Annotated in this window: 18 protein-coding genes and 1 pseudogene; 12 read left to right on the top strand and 7 right to left on the bottom strand. The window is 69.6% G+C overall.

From position 1 onward, the window contains the following. Window positions 1-163 precede the first annotated feature (163 nt). Together QRN16_RS04270 and QRN16_RS04275 are read right to left on the bottom strand one after the other, a co-directional pair. A complete protein-coding gene (locus tag QRN16_RS04270) occupies window positions 164-1,117 on the bottom strand; it encodes a M56 family metallopeptidase (protein ID WP_027505428.1) in 954 nt (317 codons plus the stop codon). Window positions 1,118-1,159: 42 nt separating this feature from the next. Then, window positions 1,160-1,549 (bottom strand): BlaI/MecI/CopY family transcriptional regulator, encoded by a 390-nt coding sequence (locus tag QRN16_RS04275; RefSeq protein WP_027505427.1) that lies wholly within the window; start codon window positions 1,547-1,549, stop codon window positions 1,160-1,162. 130 nt (window positions 1,550-1,679) lie between these two features. Between QRN16_RS04275 and QRN16_RS04280 the strand changes: the two genes are divergently transcribed. Together QRN16_RS04280 and QRN16_RS04285 are read left to right on the top strand one after the other, a co-directional pair. Beyond that, window positions 1,680-2,978 (top strand): alpha/beta hydrolase, encoded by a 1,299-nt coding sequence (locus tag QRN16_RS04280; protein ID WP_027505426.1) that lies wholly within the window; start codon window positions 1,680-1,682, stop codon window positions 2,976-2,978. 59 nt (window positions 2,979-3,037) lie between these two features. Then, window positions 3,038-5,578: a bifunctional lysylphosphatidylglycerol flippase/synthetase MprF gene (locus QRN16_RS04285; protein ID WP_502943989.1), complete on the top strand. Its 2,541-nt coding sequence runs from the start codon at window positions 3,038-3,040 to the stop codon at window positions 5,576-5,578. Between the two features lie 3 nt (window positions 5,579-5,581). On the opposite strand, the gene QRN16_RS04290 is transcribed toward QRN16_RS04285, so the two are convergent. The 3 genes from QRN16_RS04290 to QRN16_RS04300 form a co-directional block, all read right to left on the bottom strand. Further along, a complete protein-coding gene (locus QRN16_RS04290) occupies window positions 5,582-6,439 on the bottom strand; it encodes an ABC transporter ATP-binding protein (protein WP_056444458.1) in 858 nt (285 codons plus the stop codon). After that, a complete protein-coding gene (locus QRN16_RS04295) occupies window positions 6,436-7,464 on the bottom strand; it encodes a FecCD family ABC transporter permease (RefSeq protein ID WP_081821226.1) in 1,029 nt (342 codons plus the stop codon). The genes QRN16_RS04290 and QRN16_RS04295 overlap by 4 nt, the downstream gene beginning before the upstream one ends. Window positions 7,465-7,529: 65 nt before the next feature. Beyond that, window positions 7,530-9,065 (bottom strand): FecCD family ABC transporter permease, encoded by a 1,536-nt coding sequence (locus QRN16_RS04300; RefSeq protein WP_222637501.1) that lies wholly within the window; start codon window positions 9,063-9,065, stop codon window positions 7,530-7,532. A gap of 172 nt (window positions 9,066-9,237) precedes the next feature. Between QRN16_RS04300 and QRN16_RS04305 the strand changes: the two genes are divergently transcribed. The 8 genes from QRN16_RS04305 to QRN16_RS04340 all read left to right on the top strand — a co-directional run bounded on the left by QRN16_RS04305 (window position 9,238) and on the right by QRN16_RS04340 (window position 15,146). Then, the gene (locus QRN16_RS04305) at window positions 9,238-9,951 is read left to right on the top strand and encodes a hypothetical protein (protein ID WP_156380490.1); all 714 of its coding nucleotides are present in this window, start codon (window positions 9,238-9,240) and stop codon (window positions 9,949-9,951) included. 159 nt (window positions 9,952-10,110) lie between these two features. After that, window positions 10,111-10,548: a PaaI family thioesterase gene (locus QRN16_RS04310; RefSeq protein ID WP_027505420.1), complete on the top strand. Its 438-nt coding sequence runs from the start codon at window positions 10,111-10,113 to the stop codon at window positions 10,546-10,548. Window positions 10,549-10,629: 81 nt separating this feature from the next. Next, on the top strand, window positions 10,630-10,932 hold the full coding sequence (locus tag QRN16_RS04315) for an urease subunit gamma (protein WP_027505419.1): 303 nt from the start codon (window positions 10,630-10,632) through the stop codon (window positions 10,930-10,932). Window positions 10,933-10,942: 10 nt separating this feature from the next. Then, on the top strand, window positions 10,943-11,275 hold the full coding sequence (locus QRN16_RS04320; RefSeq protein WP_285184721.1) for an urease subunit beta: 333 nt from the start codon (window positions 10,943-10,945) through the stop codon (window positions 11,273-11,275). Further along, window positions 11,275-12,996 (top strand): urease subunit alpha, encoded by a 1,722-nt coding sequence (locus tag QRN16_RS04325; RefSeq protein ID WP_027505417.1) that lies wholly within the window; start codon window positions 11,275-11,277, stop codon window positions 12,994-12,996. Before QRN16_RS04320 ends, QRN16_RS04325 begins: the two co-directional genes overlap by 1 nt. Continuing rightward, a complete protein-coding gene (locus tag QRN16_RS04330; protein WP_285184726.1) occupies window positions 12,996-13,658 on the top strand; it encodes an urease accessory protein UreF in 663 nt (220 codons plus the stop codon). The genes QRN16_RS04325 and QRN16_RS04330 overlap by 1 nt, the downstream gene beginning before the upstream one ends. A gap of 26 nt (window positions 13,659-13,684) precedes the next feature. After that, window positions 13,685-14,365 (top strand): urease accessory protein UreG, encoded by a 681-nt coding sequence (ureG, locus tag QRN16_RS04335; protein WP_027505415.1) that lies wholly within the window; start codon window positions 13,685-13,687, stop codon window positions 14,363-14,365. A 1-nt stretch (window position 14,366) separates the two neighbouring features. Next, window positions 14,367-15,146 (top strand): urease accessory protein UreD, encoded by a 780-nt coding sequence (locus QRN16_RS04340; protein ID WP_350310202.1) that lies wholly within the window; start codon window positions 14,367-14,369, stop codon window positions 15,144-15,146. Between the two features lie 169 nt (window positions 15,147-15,315). On the opposite strand, the pseudogene QRN16_RS04345 reads toward QRN16_RS04340, so the two are convergent. After that, window positions 15,316-16,654, bottom strand: a pseudogene (locus tag QRN16_RS04345) (NAD(P)/FAD-dependent oxidoreductase); the annotation flags it as partial. Between the two features lie 78 nt (window positions 16,655-16,732). Next, window positions 16,733-17,683, bottom strand: coding sequence for an NADP-dependent oxidoreductase (locus QRN16_RS04350; RefSeq protein ID WP_285184730.1), 951 nt, complete (start codon window positions 17,681-17,683; stop codon window positions 16,733-16,735). 90 nt (window positions 17,684-17,773) lie between these two features. Between QRN16_RS04350 and QRN16_RS04355 the strand changes: the two genes are divergently transcribed. After that, window positions 17,774-18,649: an LLM class F420-dependent oxidoreductase gene (locus QRN16_RS04355; RefSeq protein ID WP_056445133.1), complete on the top strand. Its 876-nt coding sequence runs from the start codon at window positions 17,774-17,776 to the stop codon at window positions 18,647-18,649. 1 nt (window position 18,650) lies between these two features. Beyond that, a complete protein-coding gene (locus QRN16_RS04360) occupies window positions 18,651-19,328 on the top strand; it encodes an SDR family NAD(P)-dependent oxidoreductase (protein WP_222631246.1) in 678 nt (225 codons plus the stop codon). Window positions 19,329-19,333 lie beyond the last annotated feature (5 nt).

Consider the following 19,333-nt stretch of genomic DNA (forward strand, 5'->3'; position numbering starts at 1 on the left):
AATGTGAGGTGTCTTGTCACCGGTACGACTCCGTGGCGTCCACGAGGGGACGGATCGGAGCGACGGCGAAATTTGTGCCATATCGACTAACGGATGGTTCTGATGAACCACGGGTAACACTACGCGACGAGTGGTGCCGATGCCGACTCGTGTGAGCCAGTAGTCACGAACCGTGTCGTGCGAGGCGCGTCAGCTCGGTCAACCACGGCACGGCGACGTAGATGGTCGGCACCACGAGGATGGCCGCCGACGCGAGATAGGCGAGAGTGGCGACACCCGGGGTGGAACCGGGAGTGGCCAACCGGCGCACCCGCACCAGCGTGCTCGGCCCACCCGCGGCCAGAGCTCCCCGCGGCGCCGACGATCCGGAGCAGGCCACGAGAGCGCGGGCGAGGGGACGAGGGCCCGTGACGCGCACCGCGGAATCGTCCGCGAGCAGCTCGACCAGCAGCTGCACCGACCCCAGCGCGGACCGGCTGCGCACGACGTGCGGGAACGCCTGGTTGACGGCCATGAACGCCTCGAGAACGAGATCGTGCCGCGCGCGCAGGTGGGAGCGTTCGTGGGTCAGGATGGCGGCCAGCTCGTCGTCGTCCAGGTTGGACAACGTGCCCTCGCTGACCACGACGCGTTGCCGCAGTCCGGGCAGGCAGTAGGCGATGGGGTCGAGGCTCTCGAGGACCCGCACGTCGGTTCCGTGGGCACTGGTCTCGCCCGCACTGCGATCGAGGATGTCGACCAGCGTGCGGTGTCGCGCACGCCGCCGTCGGGTCTTGATCGCCACCAGGGACGTGGCCCAGACGAGCCGCGCACCGATGACGAGGGTGATCGCGAGCACCGTCACGTAGAGGATCCACAGCGGGAGGCCGAGGGCGTCGATCTCGGCCGTCGGCGCCGTGGTGGGCCGGCCGTCCGGTCCGGGGACGAGCAGCTGGCTCGCGATCGCGAGACCGGAACTGAAGGCCGAGAGCACCGCGGCGAGTGCGATCGCCTGCCACAGCACCAGGGCGGCGCGCGGTGTCCGGTGCGGCCATGTCGCACGGGACAGCATCGCGGGAACCGGTCCCGTCAGGATCAACGCGAGTACCGCGAAGACCAGTGCTGTCGGTGCGTTCATGTCCTCACCGTCGTGTGGGAGGGAGCGTCGAGGGTCGAGAGGTCAGGCGTTGGAGGAACCGTCGTCCTGCGTCTCCAGTGCCGCGAGGGCCTCCCGGAGTGCGGCGGCCTCGTCGGCGCCGACCCGACCCACGAAGTGGACCAGGGCAGCAGCGCGTCCGCCGGAGCGGTCGGCCTGCTGGAGGGCGTCGACCATGAGGCTGGCGACAAGCTCTTCGCGCCCATGTACCGGAGCGTACCGATGCGCGCGGTCGTCCCGCTGCTGGGTGACGAGCTTCTTCTTCGCCAGACGCTGCAGGACCGTCATGACCGTCGTGTACGCGAGCTCACGCTTCGACGCCAGTGCCTCGTGGACCTGACGGACGGTCTGCGGCTCCGAACTCGACCACAAATGTTCCATCACTGCTCGTTCGAGATCGCCCAGGCCTGCCATTCGTCAGATGATACGGCCACTCCGACGCAAATGCGTACTACACGGTGTAGCAGCGGGTCGTCGCACGTCGGCGCGCGTCCACCGGCGCGGAAACACGCGTCGAGAACTACTGCGCGGCTACTGTTGCGCCGTGGCATTCGTCGACACGTCGTTGGTCAGTGGACCGGTCCCGATCGTCGTCACGGTCGTCGGAGTGCTCGGGCTCGTCTGGCTCGTGCTCGCGCGGCGTCGGCGGCACCTCACCCGCGCCGTCCCGGTGGCCGTCGCGGTGGCGGCCGTCCTCACGGTGGCGGCGTGGTTCGGCATCGAGAAGATCTGGCGGGTCTTCCCCGATCCCGTCGAGACGTCGGTCTACGTCTGGGTCGGTCTCGGAGTCCTGGGTCTGTTCCTCCTCGTGCCGCGGATGCTGGCCGCGACACGGTGGTGGACCCGCGTGGTGACCGTGATCGCGACGGTGGCCGTGGTCGCGACGTCCGCGCTGCAGGTCAACCTGGTCTTCGACGCCTACCCCACCGTCGGTACCGCCCTGGGGATCTCGTCCGTGCAGGAGGTGGACGTCGACGACGTCACCGGCCGCACCGCCGACCCGATCACCGGTACACCTCTCGCGAGCGTGTGGACCGCCCCCGCCGACATGCCGACCGGTGGTCGCATCCTGGACACGCCGATCCCGGGCACGGAGTCGGGTTTCTCCGCTCGGAACGCGAAGGTCTACCTGCCGCCCGCGTACTTCACCGCACGCCGGCCGCTGCTGCCCGTCCTCGTGCTGCTCGCCGGCCAACCCGGAGCGCCCGACGACTGGCTCACCGGCGGCCGGTTGGTCCAGACGATGGACGCCTACGCCGCCGATCACGCAGGTCTCGCACCCGTCGTGGTGGTGGCGGACGCGACCGGGTCCACCATCGCCAATCCGCTCTGCGTCGACTCTCCGCTCGGCAACGTGGCGTCCTATCTGGCGAAGGACGTGCCGGCGTGGGTGAACGCGACCCTGCAGGTGGACACCGATCCGGCGCACTGGGCGATCGGCGGGCTCTCCTACGGCGGTACCTGCGCCATGCAGATGACCACCAACTACCCGCAGCTGTACCCGACCTTCCTCGTTCTCTCGGGGCAGCTCGAACCGACGTTGGGGGACAAGCAGCGCACGCTGGACGCGGCGTTCGGCGGAAGCGAGGCCGCATTCGAGGCCGTGAACCCGATGAACCTCATGGCCACACGCCAGTACCCCACCAGCGCCGGCGCCTTCGTCGTCGGCGCCAGTGATCCCGATTACCAGAACTCGGCGAAGCAGCTGCTCGCCGCCGCACAGAAAGCCGGAATGGACGTGCGTTATGCCGAGGTCCCGGGTGGACACAGTTACGAGACGTGGTCTGCGGGCCTGAAGCTGGAGCTGGACTGGCTCTGCACCCGGCTGGGGTTGACGTCGTGACCGATCCGTCCGTCGCAGGATCTCCCGCGCAGGGTCCGGTCGCCCGTGCGCGGACCGACATCGCCGCGTGGTGGGGACGAACCCGTCGCCAGGGCGCACGGTTGTGGTCCACGATCGCCTACGGCGCCAAGGGGGCTCCGGTCAGCCTGGCACTGCTGGCCGTCATGTGGGTGGGGCTGGTCGTGCTCTCCCTCACCACGCGCAGCTATCGCAGCTTCCTCGACCACCACACCGCGCTGGGCATCGTTCCGATCGAGAACCTGCGGCTCTGGACCCCCGTCACGTCGGGGCTGTTCGCCGTGGGGGTGGCCGCCTTCGTCGTCGCCACCGCGTTGTTCCTCGTCGTGGCCGCGCCGATCGAGCACCGGATGGGTACTCGGCGCTTCGCGGTCGCCGTCCTGGTGACCCAGGTGGGCGGCTCGCTGCTGGGTCTCGCGCTGGCCGCTCTCGGGCAGTTGCTCGACGAGGGGTGGGGCTTCCAGCTTCATCTCGGCGTCACCTCGGGCCCCACAGCCTGGATCCTCGGCACGCTGATGGTGGCCAGCGCGAACATGGGAACGCTCTGGCGTCGGCGGGTGCGGGTGGGCCTCGTGGCGCTGACCGTCGTGATGGCCCTGTTCGGTGGCCATCTCGCCGACATCACCGCGCTGGGCTCGGTCGTGGTCGGCGCAGTGGCGGGTCCGTTGATCGTCGGACGATCCTCTCGCGCGACCCATCTCGCCGGTACCCGCCGCGAGGGTCGGGTGCTGGTGGCCCTCATCGTCGCGGCGTCCGCGATCGGCCCGATGATCGCTGCCTTCTCGCCCAATGCGGTGGGCCCGTTCGCCGTGCTGCGCGAACTGTTCCGCAGCCAGGAGTGGACGCTCGACGAGGTGAACCTGGTCTGTGGTGCAGATCCGGGGTCCACCGACTGCCGACGCGGGCTGCTCGATCTCCGACTCGGCGGAGTGGGACCGGTGCTGGCCAGCGCCATGCCCTCGGTCTATCTGCTGGTCCTCAGCGACGGACTGCGCCGCGGGCGTCGGTTCGCCTGGATCGGTGCGATGGTCTCGCAGGTCGTGCTCCTGGCCCTGGCGCTCGCCAACTACCTGATCCGCTTCGCCGATCTGGACAACGGCGACACGCTGTTCTACGGCGTCGCAGATCCGACGCTCTACCGCACCGCCGTCCCGTTCGTCGTCCCCCTGGCGGTCATGGCACTGCTGGTGGTCACGCGCACGAACTTCGACGTGTCCGCGCCTTCCGGTACGTACACGCGCCTGTGGGCCACCGTGGTCGGGGCCGGCGCGGTTCTCGCCGTTCTCTACGTCGCCGTCGGCGCGCTGATCCGGTCCGGCTTCGACGGCAGCCCGGGAGTGCTGACGCTGCTCGGCGACTTCCCGCAGCGGCTCGTGCCCCCGGTTCTGCTGCAGTGGTTCGACCCGCCCTTCCTGCCGACGAGCTGGCTCGCCACCGTGCTCTACGAATGGACGGGCATCGTGTTCTGGGCGGTGCTGGTCGTCGCGACCGCGGGATCGTTCGTGAGACCGGCGTACGGCGTGGAGACCGACGCCACCGAACGCGCCCGGGCGGTGCTGACGAGCAGCAGCGGCAGCGCCCTGTCCTGGATGACGACGTGGCGCGGCAACCGGTACTGGTTCTCGCCCGACGGTCACAGTTATGTCGCATTCCGGGTGATCGCGGGCATCGCCCTCACCACCGGCGATCCGGTGGGTCCGCCCGCGGACCGGGAGGCGGCCATTGTCGGCTTCTCCGAGTACGCCGCCGCGAACGGATGGTCGCCCTGCTTCTACTCGGTGACGCCGGACGTCGCGGCGATCACCGGCGCTCTGGGTTGGGAGAGCATCCAGGTGGGGGAGGAGACCGTGCTCCCGCTCGCGGATCTCGCCTTCACGGGCAAGAAGTTCCAGGACGTCCGCACCGCGGTGAACCGGGCGAAGAAGGCGGGTGTCGAGGCCGAGTGGATCTCGTTCCCGACGGCGCCGCTGGCGATCACGGACCAGATCACCGCGATCTCCGAGGAATGGGTCGCCGACAAGGGCATGCCCGAGATGGGCTTCACGCTCGGCGGCCTGGACGAGGTCGACGATCCGCAGGTCCGGTGCCTCATCGCCGTGGACGAGCAGCGCACCGTGCACGGCATCACCTCGTGGATGCCGGTGTACCGCGACGGCGTCGTCGTGGGCTGGACCCTGGACTTCATGCGCCGTCGGTCCGAGGGCTTCCGGCCCGCGATGGAATTCCTCATCGCGTCCGCCGCACTGTCCCTGCAGGAGGAGGGCGCGCAGTTCCTCAGTCTGTCGGGAGCGCCGCTGGCCAAGGTGGGCGATCCGACCGAGGACACGGCGCAGACGTCGACACTCTCGGGGATGCTCGAGCGTCTGCTCGACGTCGTGGGCCGCACGCTCGAACCGGTCTACGGCTTCCGGTCGTTGCTGGCGTTCAAGTCGAAGTTCCAGCCGGTGTACGAGCCGATGTACATGACGTTCCCCGATCCGGCTGCGCTACCGAGCATCGGCAACGCCATCGGACGGGCCTACCTGCCGGACGTGTCCTTCGGTCAGAGTGTCCGGCTCGTGAAGACGATGATCGACCGCTGACCGTCAGGCCGGTCGGATGCCGGCGCCCGCCCGGACGTGGCGGGTGCCGATGGGCACGATCAGCGGACGATCGGAGACCGGGTCGTCGATGACGGCCGCGGACAGGCCGAAGACGTCGAAGAGCATCTTCTCGGAGATGACCTCGGACGGCGTACCGCTGGCGACGATCGCTCCCTCGTGCATGACCACGAGACGGTCGCTGTAGCGGACGGCCAGGTTGAGGTCGTGCAGCACCATCACCACGGTCCGGCCCATCTCGTCGTGCATCCGGTCCACCAGGTCGAGGACCTCGATGGAGTGCGCGAGATCGAGGTAGGTGGTCGGCTCGTCGAGGAGCAGGACGTCGGTGCCCTGCGCCAGTGCCATGGAGATCCAGGCACGCTGGCGCTGTCCTCCCGAGAGCTGGTCGACGGGACGTTCGGCGAGATCCTCGATACCGGTGAGCTTCAGCGCACGCGCCACCTCGGACTCGTCGTCGCGGGACCACTGCCGGATCCAGGACTGGTGGGGATGGCGGCCTCGTGCCACCAGGTCCGCCACCGTCAGCCCCTCCGGGGCGATCGGCGACTGCGGGAGCACCCCGAGAGTGCGCGCGACGTCGCGGGTCTTCATGTGGCCGATCGCCTTGCCGTCCAGCGTCACCTGGCCCTGGCGCGGGGACAGCAGGCGGCCGAGGGCGCGCAGCAGAGTCGACTTGCCGCAGCCGTTGGGTCCGATGACCGTCGTGACGACGCCGGTGTGGATCTCGAGGTCGAGCCCCTCGATGATGATGCGGTCGCCGTAGCCGACCGAGATGTTCTCCGCGGCGAGACGGTGCGGAGGTGTGGCTCCGGTGATCTCCGGATGCGCGTGCACGCTCATACTGTCGCCTTTCGGTTGACTCGGACCAGCAGATAGAGGAGGAAGGGTCCGCCGAGGACGGACGTGACGATGCCGACGGGGAGCTCGACCGGCAGAATCGTGCGCGCCACCAGGTCGGACCCCACCACGGTGACGGCGCCGGTGAGGGCCGAGGCGATCAGCGGAGGCTCGGCGCACCGGGTCAGCCGCAGGGCGATCTGCGGCGCGGCGAGGGCCACGAATCCGATCGGGCCGGCGACGCTCGTGGCGATGGCGGCCATCGCGACCGAGATGACGAGCAGGACGGCCTGGGACCGCTGCACGTCCACGCCCAGCGAGCGGGCGGTGTCCGGCCCGAGCCGCATGGCGGACAGTCGGAACGACATGATCACCGAGCCCGCTCCGAGAACGACCACGGCGGCGGTGACGGGCCACACCTGCGACCACGTGGCACCGGACAGCGTCCCGGTGAGCCACAGCTGGGCGCGGGTGACGTCGGTGATGTCGGCATTGACCAACATCCAGCCGATCAGCGCGACCATCATGGCGTTGATCGCGATGCCCACGAGCACCAGCCGCATGCCCTGCACTCCGCCCCGCCACGACAACAGGTACACCAGCGCTGCGGTGAGCAGCCCGCCGACGAGAGCGGCGAGGGTCACGCCGAGCGTGGCGAACAGGCCCACGGCCGTACTGGTGCCGCTCAGGACGATCAGCGAGATGGCGGCGACGCTCGCGCCGGACGTGATGCCGAGAATGTCCGGGCTCGCGAGTGAGTTGCGGGTGATCGACTGCATCAACGCGCCGGAGACAGCGAGCGCCGCTCCTACGAGCGCGCCCGTGAGGGCACGCGGCAGGCGGAGGTCCATGACGACGAAACGCTCGATCCGCGAGCCGCCGCCCACCAACACGTTCACGACGTCCGGGATCGACAGCGGGTAGTCGCCGCGCCCGACGTTCAGACAGAACACGAGGAACAGCACGATCGCGAGGGCGAGGGTGACGAGCACCCTGGCGGGGCGACGCACTGTCGACAGCGGTCCCATGCGGAAGGCCGGGCGACCCGCCACCGACGGCGCGGTCGCCGCGGAACGGACGGTCGGGTGGGCGGTCACAGCGACACCAACGTCCGACGGCGTACCAGGGCGATGAAGAACGGCGCGCCGATCAGCGCGAGCACGATGCCGACCTGCAGTTCACCGGGCCGCACGACGACGCGACCGATGACGTCGGCGAGCACGAGCAGGACACCGCCCAGCGCGCCGGCGAACGGGAGCAGCCAGCGATAGTCCGGGCCGGTGATGGCACGCGCGATGTGGGGCACCACCAGTCCGACGAAGGCCACGGGCCCACACGCAGCGGTCGCCGCGCCGGTCAGAAGTGTGATGGCCACGATGCCGACGACGCGCGTGAGGGTGATGTTGGTGCCCAGTGAGCGGGCGACGTCGTCACCGAGGCTGATCGTGTTGAGGGCGGGCGTGCCCGCGACGGCGATGATCAGCCCGATGACGATGAACGGGAGCACGGTCCAGAAGATGTCCGGCCCGCGTCCCGAGACGGAGCCGACGACCCAGAACCGGTAGCTGTCGAGGGTGGTCTGATCGAGCAGCACCACCGCGTTGGTCATGGCCTGCAGGAAGAACGCGATCGCGGCTCCCGCGAGGGCCAAAGACAGCGGGTTGGCCCGCGCCCCGCCCAGAGACGCGGTACCGAACACGACGATGCTGGCCGCGGCAGCGCCGGCGAAGGCGAACCAGAGGTAGCCACCGGGGGACGTGATGCCGAAGAGGTAGATCGCCATGACGACGAAGAAGGCGGCACCGGCGTTGAGGCCGAGCAACCCGGCATCGGCGAGCGGATTGCGGGTGTGGCCCTGGATCAGGGCGCCGGCGACGCCGAGTGCGATGCCCACGACGAGTCCGAGGATCGTGCGGGGGAGGCGTAGCGACCGGACGATCACGTCGGTGTCGGTCCCGGTGGCGGAGAACAGCGCGTGGAAGATCTCGGCGAAGGTGAGCGGCCGCGCACCGACGGCCACGCTCATGAGCGCGACGAGCACGATGGCGGCGACGAGGATGATCAGTCCGGAGGTTCGGCGTCGACGGGTCGCTGCCGAGGAGGTGTCCGGAGCGACCGGTTCGAAGTCCTCCGCGACCGCGACGGTGAGCCGGACCGTCTCGACACCGGGCTTCCGACGCAGCGTCAGAGCAGGTCGGACGCCCACCGCGTCACCGGTCTCGGCGTCCCGCAGCACGAGGGCGAACAGGGACTTTCCGACGCTCTGTCCGGCGCGACCGTCCCGGAACCCCCGGTTCCACACCAGCACACCCGCGGCCGCGAGCACCGCGATGACGCCGAAGACCGCGCGGTCGACCTGGCCGCCGCCGTTGTCGTCGGCGAGCGATCGGACGACGACGAGGCCGAGCACGAGGGGGAGCAGGACGACACCGACGTCGACCGCCGAGGCTGCCGCGACGGTCACCCGGCCGGGCGCCCGCCGATCCGCGTCGGCGATCGAGTAGTCGCGATCGGGACGAACCGTGGTGCCGGGCTCGGGGAGGTCGTTCGGGCCGGGGTGAGATGCGAGAGGTCCGGACGCGGTGTCGGTCACGCGGTCCTCCTCGATCGGTGTGGTGGTGTCTCTCATGGAAGGTTACGCAAGCCTAAGCAGTCGTGTGGCGGCGCGGTCTCGCGGTGATGCGAACCACACCCGGTTGTCTTCGATGTATTGGTTAGGCTTACCTTATGACTCGACCGGTCGCCTCGACCGGTCGGTGCGTGTCACCGTCCGGGCACCTGCAGACGAGGAGTTCCATCCGATGACAGTCACGATCGACACCGTCGTCTCACCGCACGATCGTCGAGCCGCGGTGTCCACCGCCTTCCGGCACACCATGACCGCTCTGCGACACCTCGATCCGGAGGCCCCCCGCGTGTACGCCGTCGCGGACATGGCCGAGCAGAGCAAGCGTCGCTGGTGGTCGTTCGCCACCGGGCTCGAGTCGGGCCGCTTCGAGGCCCTGCTGCGCCGGTCGTCGCTCGACCATCCGGACCCGCGTCGTGCGGTGGACCAGGTGGCGGCCGCACTCGTGCACGCGGTCGTGGGACGGTCGGCCGCGGCGTTCGTCGGATGTGGACGGGTGTGGGACCCCGGCCCCGAGAATCTCTGGATCCATCTCGACAGCGACGTGGGCATCGACTGGGCGGGCGTGCGGGACACGGCGCTGCGCTCGGTGTCCGGCTCGGGCGCGACCGCGGGAACGGTGGTCATGCCGTGCGACGAGGCGCTCGCGGCCTGGACCGCGCATCGCGCTGCTCGCTCGCTCGAGGTCGCCGCGGCAGGGTTGTCCGCGCTCGGTCCTCTGGACGCCACGCAGATGAGCCGCATCGTGGGCGAGTCGGTCCTCGGCGCCTCGGCACGAGTTCCGTTGCTGGGTGGCGTGTCTCGTGACGGCGGCTGGCGCAGGGGGCAGATGCTCCTCGATGCGTTCGTCGACGCGGGGTGGCGCGTCCGGTTACGGCGACCTGCGTGACTTAGGCAAGGCTATCCTGTATAGTCCGAGCCACACGAACTTCGGATCGTGCCGACGTCCTGAGGGCTGCAGCGACGTCGGCGTCCGTGCCCCGGCGGGCCTTGCGACACACTGCGAGGCCCGCCGCTTCGTGTCCGTCCACGTGATTCACTGAACGCCATGAACGATGTGTCACCGTCGGTGTCGGACGAACTTCGAGAGCAGCTGGACAGCGGTTTCGGGAAGGTGCTGGGTCTGCAGTTCCGCGAACTGGGGCCCGATCGGGTCACCGCGGAGTGGACCGTGCGCCCGGAGCTCTTGCAGCCGTTCGGGATCGTGCACGGCGGCGTGCACTGCGCCGTCGTCGAGTCGCTGGCGAGCACGGCGGGCGCCCTGTGGTTGGGGGATCGCGGCCACGTCGTCGGAGTCAACAACACCACCGATTTCATCCGCGCCGCCCGCGAGGGCGTGCTCTCCGCCGAGGCACTGCCCGTGCACCGCGGGCGGACCCAGCAGATCTGGACCGTCACCATCACCGATGCCGCGGACCGTCTCATCGCCCGCGGCCAGGTCCGACTGCAGAACATCGAGGACACGGGGCGGATCGGCGCGTCCTGACGCGCGTCCGGCGAGCGCGACGGCCGAGGTCGTGCCAGCATTGCCTGTCGCCGTCGTTCGCCGCGAAGGGAAGTGTCCCCCATGAGATTGTCTCCGCACGAGCAGGAGAGGTTGCTGCTCAGCTACGCCGCGGAACTGGCGCGTCGCCGGCAGCAGCGCGGACTCCGGTTGAACCATCCGGAGGCGATCGCGCTGATCACCGACCACCTGCTCGAGGGCGCACGCGACGGGCGGTCCGTGGCGGAACTGATGTCGTCGGGCCGTGAGGTGCTGACCCGCGCCGACGTGATGGACGGCATCCCGGAGATGCTGCACGAGGTGCAGGTGGAGGCCACGTTCCCGGACGGCACCAAGCTCATCACCGTTCATGACCCGATCTCGTGAAGGAGTGCGCGTGATTCCCGGAGAGATCATCACCGAGGACGGGTCGATCGAGCTCAACGCCGGTCGTGCGTCGCTCACTCTCGACGTCGTGAACGACGGCGATCGGCCGGTGCAGGTGGGAAGTCACGTCCATCTCCCGCAGGCCAACGTCGCGCTGACGTTCGATCGCGTCGCCGCGCACGGGAAGCGCCTCGACATCCCGGCGGGCACCGCGGTGCGGTTCGAACCGGGTATCGCTCAGGAGGTCGTGCTCGTCGACATCGGCGGTCTCCGCGAGGTTCACGGCATCTCGCTCACCCCGCCCGGCGCACTGGACGACACGACACCCCGGGACGGTCACTGATGGCGTACCTCGATCGTTCGCGCTACGCGGAGCTGTACGGACCCACCACGGGTGACCGGATCCGCCTGGCAGACACCGATCTGCTGATCGAGATCACCGAGGACCGCAGCGGTGGGCCGGGTCTCGCCGGCGACGAGGCCGTGTTCGGCGGCGGCAAGGTGATCCGCGAGTCGATGGGACAATCGCGGGCCACGCGGGCCGACGGTGCGCCCGACACCGTCATCACCGGTGTCGTGGTGCTCGACCACTGGGGCGTGATCAAGGCCGACGTCGGACTGCGTGACGGACGGATCGTGGCGCTGGGCAAGGCCGGGAACCCGGACACCATGCCGGGAGTGCATCCCGGTCTCGTCATCGGGCCGTCCACCGAGATCATCGCCGGCAACGGCAAGATCCTGACCGCCGGCGCCATCGACTGCCACGTGCACCTCATCGCCCCCCAGCTCATGGAGGAGGCGCTCGGCGGTGGCATCACCACCATCATCGCCGGTGGCACCGGCCCCGCCGAGGGCACGAAGGCGACGACCGTGACCCCGGGTGCCTGGCATCTGGCGCGGATGCTCGAGGCCATGGACGGGTGGCCGCTGAACGTGGCGCTGCTGGGCAAGGGCAACACCGTCTCACCCGACGCGATGTGGGAGCAGTTACGTTCCGGCGCATCGGGATTCAAGCTGCACGAGGACTGGGGCTCGACCCCGGCCGCCATCGACGCGTGCCTGCGGGTCTGCGACGAGGCCGGTGTGCAGGCGGCGCTCCACTCGGACACGCTGAACGAGGCGGGCTTCGTCGAGGACACCCTCGGCGCGATCGCCGGTCGCGGCATCCACTCGTACCACACGGAGGGTGCGGGCGGCGGGCACGCGCCGGACATCATCACGGTCGCCTCGCAGCCCCACGTGCTCCCCAGTTCGACCAACCCGACTCGGCCGCACACGGTCAACACTCTCGACGAGCATCTCGACATGCTGATGGTCTGTCATCACCTCAGCCCGTCCATTCCCGAGGACCTCGCGTTCGCCGAGAGCCGCATCCGCCCCTCGACCATCGCGGCCGAGGATCTGTTGCACGACATGGGTGCCATCTCGATGATCGGCAGCGACTCGCAGGCAATGGGACGCATCGGTGAGGTGGTCATGCGGACGTGGCAGACCGCACACGTGATGAAGAAGCGTCGTGGCTTCCTCGCCGGTGACTACCGTGCGGACAACAACCGCGCGATGCGGTACGTCGCGAAGTACACGATCTGCCCGGCCGTGGCGCACGGACTCGACGGCGAGGTCGGATCCGTCGAACCCGGCAAGTTGGCCGACCTCGTGCTGTGGGAGCCGGCGTTCTTCGGTGTCCGGCCGCATCTGGTGATCAAGGGCGGCATGATCGCGTGGGCCACCATGGGCGACGCCAACGCCTCGATTCCGACACCGCAGCCGGAACTGCCGCGACCGATGTTCGGAGCGGCACCCAAGGCGGCGGCCGCCACGTCCGTGCACTTCGTCGCGCCCCAGGCGCTCGACGACGGGCTGGCCGATCGCCTCGACGTCGCGCGTCGACTCGTTCCGGTCGGGAACGTCCGCGGCATCGGGAAGGCACAGATGGTGAACAACGACGCGGTTCCCCGCATCGAGGTCGATCCGGACACCTTCACCGTCCGCATCGACGGCGACGTCTGGACCGAGCAGCCGGCGACGGAGCTGCCGATGGCGCAGCGGTACTTCCTGTTCTGATGACGATTCCGCATTCCGGTGTCGGCCTCGCCACGTTGCTCACCCTCGCCGACTCACGGCTCCCGATCGGTGGGCACGTGCACTCGGGGGGAGTCGAGGAGGCGATCGCCGAGGGACTCGTCCGGGACCTGCCGACGCTCGAGGCGTATCTGCTGCGGCGTATGCGCATCAGCGGCGCCGTGGCGGCGTCGATCGCTGCCGCCGTGGCAGCCGGTGTCCTGCCCGCGGACACCGCCGATCGCGAGACCGACGCCCGCACGCCGTCTCCTGCGGCTCGCGCCGCGTCCCGCGCCCAGGGGAGGGGGTTGCGTCGCCTCGCCGAGACGGTGTGGCCGGACCACGACTGGACGACGGTCGGACGGCGCCCGCACCTGCCCGTCGTGGCGGGAGTCGTCGGTGCCGTCACCGGCGCGGGACCGTACGAGACGGCGTCCGTGCAGATCTACACGGCCATGACGGGCGCCGCCATCGCCGCCCAGCGACTTCTCGCGTTGGACCCGGGCGCCGTGGCGGGGTGCACCTTGGCGCTCGCGGCCGAGTGCGACCGGATCGCGGCCTCGGTCGCACGCGCGCTCCCGGCTCTGTCCGACGAATCGGATCCGCTGCTGGACCACCTCGGCGAACGTCACGTCCGGCGCGAACGCCCCCTCTTCGTCTCCTGATCACCCCACAGAAAGAGAGAACACCCATGCCTCCGCATCTCATCGACGGCGAGCCCCACTCCCACGCCCTGGACCGGCCCAAGCGCGTCCGCACACCCGGAGAAGCGCTGCGCGTGGGTATCGGCGGTCCCGTCGGATCCGGCAAGACCGCACTGGTGGCGGCGCTGTGCCGCCAGCTGCGCGAAGAACTGTCGCTGGCCGTGCTGACCAACGACATCTACACGACGGAGGATGCCGACTTCCTGCGCCGTCACGCAGTTCTGCCGGACGAGCGCATCACGGCCGTGCAGACCGGCGGCTGCCCGCACACGGCGATCCGCGACGACATCACGGCGAACCTGGACGCCATCGACGACCTGGTCGACGCCAATCCGCCACTCGATCTGATCCTCGTCGAGTCGGGCGGCGACAACCTCACCGCGACCTTCTCGTCCGGGCTGATCGACGTGCAGATCTTCGTCGTGGACGTCGCCGGCGGTGACAAGGTGCCGCGCAAGGGCGGTCCCGGCGTGACGTTCTCGGATCTGCTCGTGATCAACAAGACCGATCTCGCCCCCATGGTGGGTGCCGACCTCACGGTCATGGAGAACGACGCGGTGCGGGTGCGTGAGGGTCGTCCCACCGCTCTGATCTCGCTCACGGAGGATCCTGCCGCGACGGTGGTGCTCACCTGGGTGCGCGAGCAGCTCGCTGCCGTCGCCGCCTGACGTGACGACGCACGGCGCCCTGCGCTCGACGGTGCTCGTCGTGGCGTCGCGGAGCAGGTCACCGCGCATCGAGGCGGTGGGTGGGCTCGCCGTGCGCCGGACCGGTGTCGACCGCGTCCACCTCGTCGGCTCGGCCGCGACCCCGCTGGGTGGGGACACCATCGACGTCCGGATCGTGGTCGAGGCGGGGGCGCGGCTGCACGTGTGCAGTGTCGCCGCCTCGGTGGCGTTGCCCGGGCGCTCGACCGACGTGTCACACGCGTCGTGGACCGTGGACGTCGAGGACGGTGCCGAGGTGATCGTGGACCCGGAACCCACCATCGTCGCCGGGTCGGCGGACCACCGATCGTCGGTGTCGCTGCATCTCGGCGACCGGGTACGCGCCGCCGTGCGCGAACGAATCCAGATCGGCCGCACCGGGGAACTGGACGGCCGGTGGTCGGGTCTCTTTCGAGTCGACGGCGTGGCCGGTCCGGTGCTCCGCCACCGACTCGACCTGGGCAGGGGCGCCGCAGGGCACGACGCGCTCTTCGCGCCGACCGCGTCGATCAGTACGTTGACCTGGCCGGAGTGCTTAGCGGACAGTCCCTCCGGAGACGCCGTGGCCGGTCTGGAGACGACGATGCCGATGGCCGGAGGCGGAACACTGTCCACCTGGCTCGGCCATCGGCTCCCGGTCACCCGGTCGGTCGCTGCGCTCTCGGCGCGGGGAGATCAGCCTGCGCGCTTGGCCTCCGCGGTCTCCGCCGCTCCGTCGTTCGCGGAGGGCTCCTCGCCCTGACGCTCCGCCGGTGTGGGTGAGGCACCGGAGGCGGCCCGCTTCTCCGTGCTGTCGAGCTGCTTGCTCTGTTCCGCTGCGTCGGCCGTGGCACCGGACTCGCGGTCCGCCGCCTTCGAGGTCGCCTCGACCGTGCGGGTAGGGATCGCCACGCCGTCGACGCGGTTCTCCTGCTCGAGCGTGTGGAGTTGCTCGATCGCGAGGCGCGCGAACACCTGCTGTTCGGTGGACGCCATCTGCGCCCGACCCTTGCCCAGGAAGGTGACGAACCAGGAGATCACCGTCGTCAGACGGTTCCGGTATCCCACCTGGTAGAAGAGGTGGAGTCCGAGCCATGCGACCCAGGCGATGAATCCGCCGAACTCCAGCTTGCCGACCTTGCACACGGCGCTGAATCGCGACACGGTGGCCATCGACCCCTTGTCGAAGTACGAGAACGGCTTGCGCTCGGACGGGTTCTGTCCGTCGAGTGAGGCCTTGATCTGCTTCACCGCGTACTTGGCGCCCTGGATCGCGCCCTGCGCCATACCCGGGACGTCCTTGACCGACATCATGTCGCCGACCACGAACACGTTGGGGTGTCCCTTGACGGTCAGATCCGGCTCCACCACGACACGGCCCGCGCGGTCGACCTCGGTGCCGTCGGACTGGTCGGCGAGCTGCTTGCCCAGCGGGCTGGCCTGCACGCCGGCGGACCAGACCTTGCACTGCGCCTCGATGCGGCGTTCGGTGCCGTCCTTGTCCTTGACGGTGAGACCGTCGTTGTCGACGCCGGTGACCATCGCGTTGAGCTGGATGTCGACGCCGAGCTTGGTGAGGCGCTTCGCGGCCTTCTCGCCCAGCTTCTTGCCCATCGGGGGGAGCACGGCGGGCGCCGCGTCGAGCAGCACCACCTTCGCGTCCTTGGCGTCGATGTTGCGGAAGGCTCCGTCGAGAGTGCGCGTCGCGAGCTCGGAGATCTGGCCCGCGAGCTCGACGCCGGTGGGGCCTGCGCCGACCACGACGAACGTCATCAGGCGCTCGCGCTCGGCCGGATCGGTGGACAACTCGGCCTGCTCGAACGCGCCGAGGATGCGTCCGCGCAGTTCCAGGGCGTCGTCGATCGTCTTCATGCCGGGTGCGAACTCGGCGAAGTGGTCGTTGCCGAAGTAGGACTGCTGTGCGCCCGCAGCCACGATGAGGCTGTCGAACGGCGTCACGGTCTCGCGCTCGAGCAGCCGCGAGGTGACGGTCTTGTTCGTCAGGTCGATGGTCTCGACGTCACCCATCAGAACCTCGGCGTTCTTCTGCTTGCGCAGGATGACGCGGGTCGCGGGGGCGATCTCGCCGACCGAGAGGATGCCCGTGGCCACCTGGTAGAGCAGTGGCTGGAACAGGTGGTGGGTGGTCCGCGCGATGAGCGTGACGTCCACATCGGCTCGCTTGAGGGCCTGTGTGCCGAAGAGGCCACCAAAGCCGGAACCGATGACGACGACGCGGTGGCGCTTCTTCTCGTTCGTCTCGACGCTCATGTATCCGCTCCTAGATGTCTATGCGTTCTGAGCTCAACGGTAGTCTCCCCACCCCCGCGCGTCTCCGCGAGGCCGTCGTCAGGGGACGAGGACGTACTTGCCGCGCGGGTGGTGCGTCTGCAGTTCGCGGTGGGCGGTGGCCGCCTCCGCGAGGGGAAACGTCCCGGCCACCGTCACGGTGATCACCGATCCGGCCAACTCGAGCAGAGGTAGACGCGCCTCCTTGCGCCGTGCGGCGCTCTCGTTGTTCCCGCCGCCCGCGGACCGGAAACCCTCGTCGGCTGCCCGACCGAAGGCAGTGATGGTCACGATGCGCGTCCGGTCCTGCACCACCGCCAGGGACACGTCGATCGCCTCGTCGGTGCCGGCCGTGTCCAGCGCGGCATCCACGCCGTCGGGCGCCGCGGTGCGTACCCGGTCGAGCAGACCGTCGCCGTACGCGACTGCGACGGCGCCGAGGGCGCGCACCGCGTCGAGGTTGCGGGGATTCGCGGTGCCGATCACCTGTGCTCCGCGGTGCAGGGCGAGCTGGACCGCCTGCGAGCCGACGGCGCCGGATGCTCCGTGGATCAGGACGCAGTCGCCCTCCTCTACGCTCGCGAGCTCCGCCATGTCGTAGGCGGTGGCCGCAGTGAGGGAGTACCCGGCCGCTTCCTCCCAGCCGAGCGCCTGCGGTTTCGGCAGCACCGCGTCGGCATCGACGAGAAGGCGATCGGCGTAGGCACCGTCTGCCAGAACGATGACCTCGTCGCCGACACGGACGGGACCCGCCGGTCCGACGGCGTCGCGCCCCACCGCGGACACCACGCCCGACGCCTCGCTGCCGAGGTGCAGCGGGAGTGTGCTCTCGTCCGTCCCGAATGCGCCGCTGTAGAGCTTGTGATCGAACGGATTGACGCCGGCGGCGCGAATGTCCACGACGACCTGTCCGGGACCCGGTTCGTCGACCACCTCGTCGCGGATCGCCAGGACGTCGGGTCCACCGAAGGCCGTGGCGACCACGGTGCGTGTCGTTCTCGAACCAGTCATACGAGGACCAACGGTGCCCGGTGCTCCGAATGTTCCCCGGGAGTGCCCCGCGTCGGCGGAGTGCTGATCCGACCATCGAGGAGAACCATCGTGCAGTTGGCAGTCCACTATCCCTACTTCACCCTTCCGGGTGGCTCCGCGGCCACGGCGGGACTGCTCTCCGACTCCGCGCGCGCTGCGGAGGACGGCGGGTGCACGCTGTTCACGCTCATGGACCACTGGTTCCAGATGGAGAATCTGGCGACCGCGCAGGACCCCATGCTCGAGGGCTACACCTCGCTGGGCTTCCTCGCGGGCCGGACCGAGAGCATCCGCCTGGGCCTGCTCGTCACGGGCGTGACCTATCGGCATCCGGGGCTCCTGGCGAAGACGGTCACGACCCTGGACGTGCTCTCCGGCGGTCGAGCGATGCTCGGCATCGGTGCGGCCTGGTACGAGCGCGAGCACCGCGGCCTCGGTGTGCCGTTCCCGTCGACGGCCGAGCGGTTCGAGCGTCTGGAGGAGACGCTGCGCATCTGCAGACAGATGTGGAGCGACGACGACGGACCCTTCGAGGGCACGCACTACTCGCTGGCCGAGACGCTCTGCGAGCCGAGGCCGCTGCAGAGTCCGGGTCCGCCCATCATGGTCGGCGGGTCGGGGGAGAAGAAGACACTTGCGTTCGTCGCGCGGTACGCCTCGCTGTGCAACCTCTTCGCCCCCGACCAGGAGACCGTGGCACACAAGCTCGACGTGCTGCGCGGTCACTGCGAGCGCGAGAACCGCGACTACGCGGAGATCGAGAAGACCATCATCACCTCGCTCGACCCGGTGGCCGACGAGGCCGGATTCCTCCGGGAGATGGAAGGGTTCGCCGCGCTCGGAGTCGACACCGTGTGCGTGAGCCCGCAGGGACAGGACCCGGTGACCTGGACCCGGTCCGCCACCGCAGCCGTGGTCGACACACTCGCCGGATTGGAGAACTGACATGGACCTCCCGGGCAAGCACTTCCTGGTGACCGGCGCTTCCGGCGCTCTCGGATCGCGCATCACTCGCCGCCTGCTCGACGCCGGCGCCACCGTCACCGCGTCCGGCCGCTCGGAGCAGACGCTGGCCGGTGTCGACCTGGGCAGCGCGCACCTCGTGGCGTCGGACCTGACCCACCCCGCGGCCCCGGCCGACCTGATCGCGGCGGCCAAGAGCCACACCGGAACGCTCGACGGCGTCGTGATCGCCTCGGGCGTGGTGGCGTTCGGACCCGCGGCCGAGGTGGACGACGACACCGTCGACGATCTCCTGCTGGTGGATCTGCTGGCGCCACTGCGGCTGGTGCGATCGGCACTCACCGAGGTGGAGTCCGGGGGCGTCGTCGTCAGCATCAGTGGGGTGATCGCGGAGAAGCCCGTCGGCGGGATGGCTGCGTACTGCGCGGCGAAGGCCGGGATCAGCGCGTTCGTCGAGGCGGCTCGACCGGAAGCGCGTCGGCGCAAGCTGCGGGTCGTGGACGTACGTCCGCCGCACACCGAGACCGGTCTGGCCGGGCGCGCGATCGCGGGCACGGCGCCCACCATGCCGGACGGTCTCGATCCGGACGCTGTCGCCGACCGGATCGTCAAGGCCATCGTGGACGACGAGAAGGATCTGGCGTCGACCGACTTCAGTTGAGTCGG

It is taken from the genome of Rhodococcus sp. MEB041 (genome assembly GCF_030208955.1).
Taxonomy (GTDB): Bacteria; Actinomycetota; Actinomycetes; order Mycobacteriales; family Mycobacteriaceae; genus Rhodococcoides.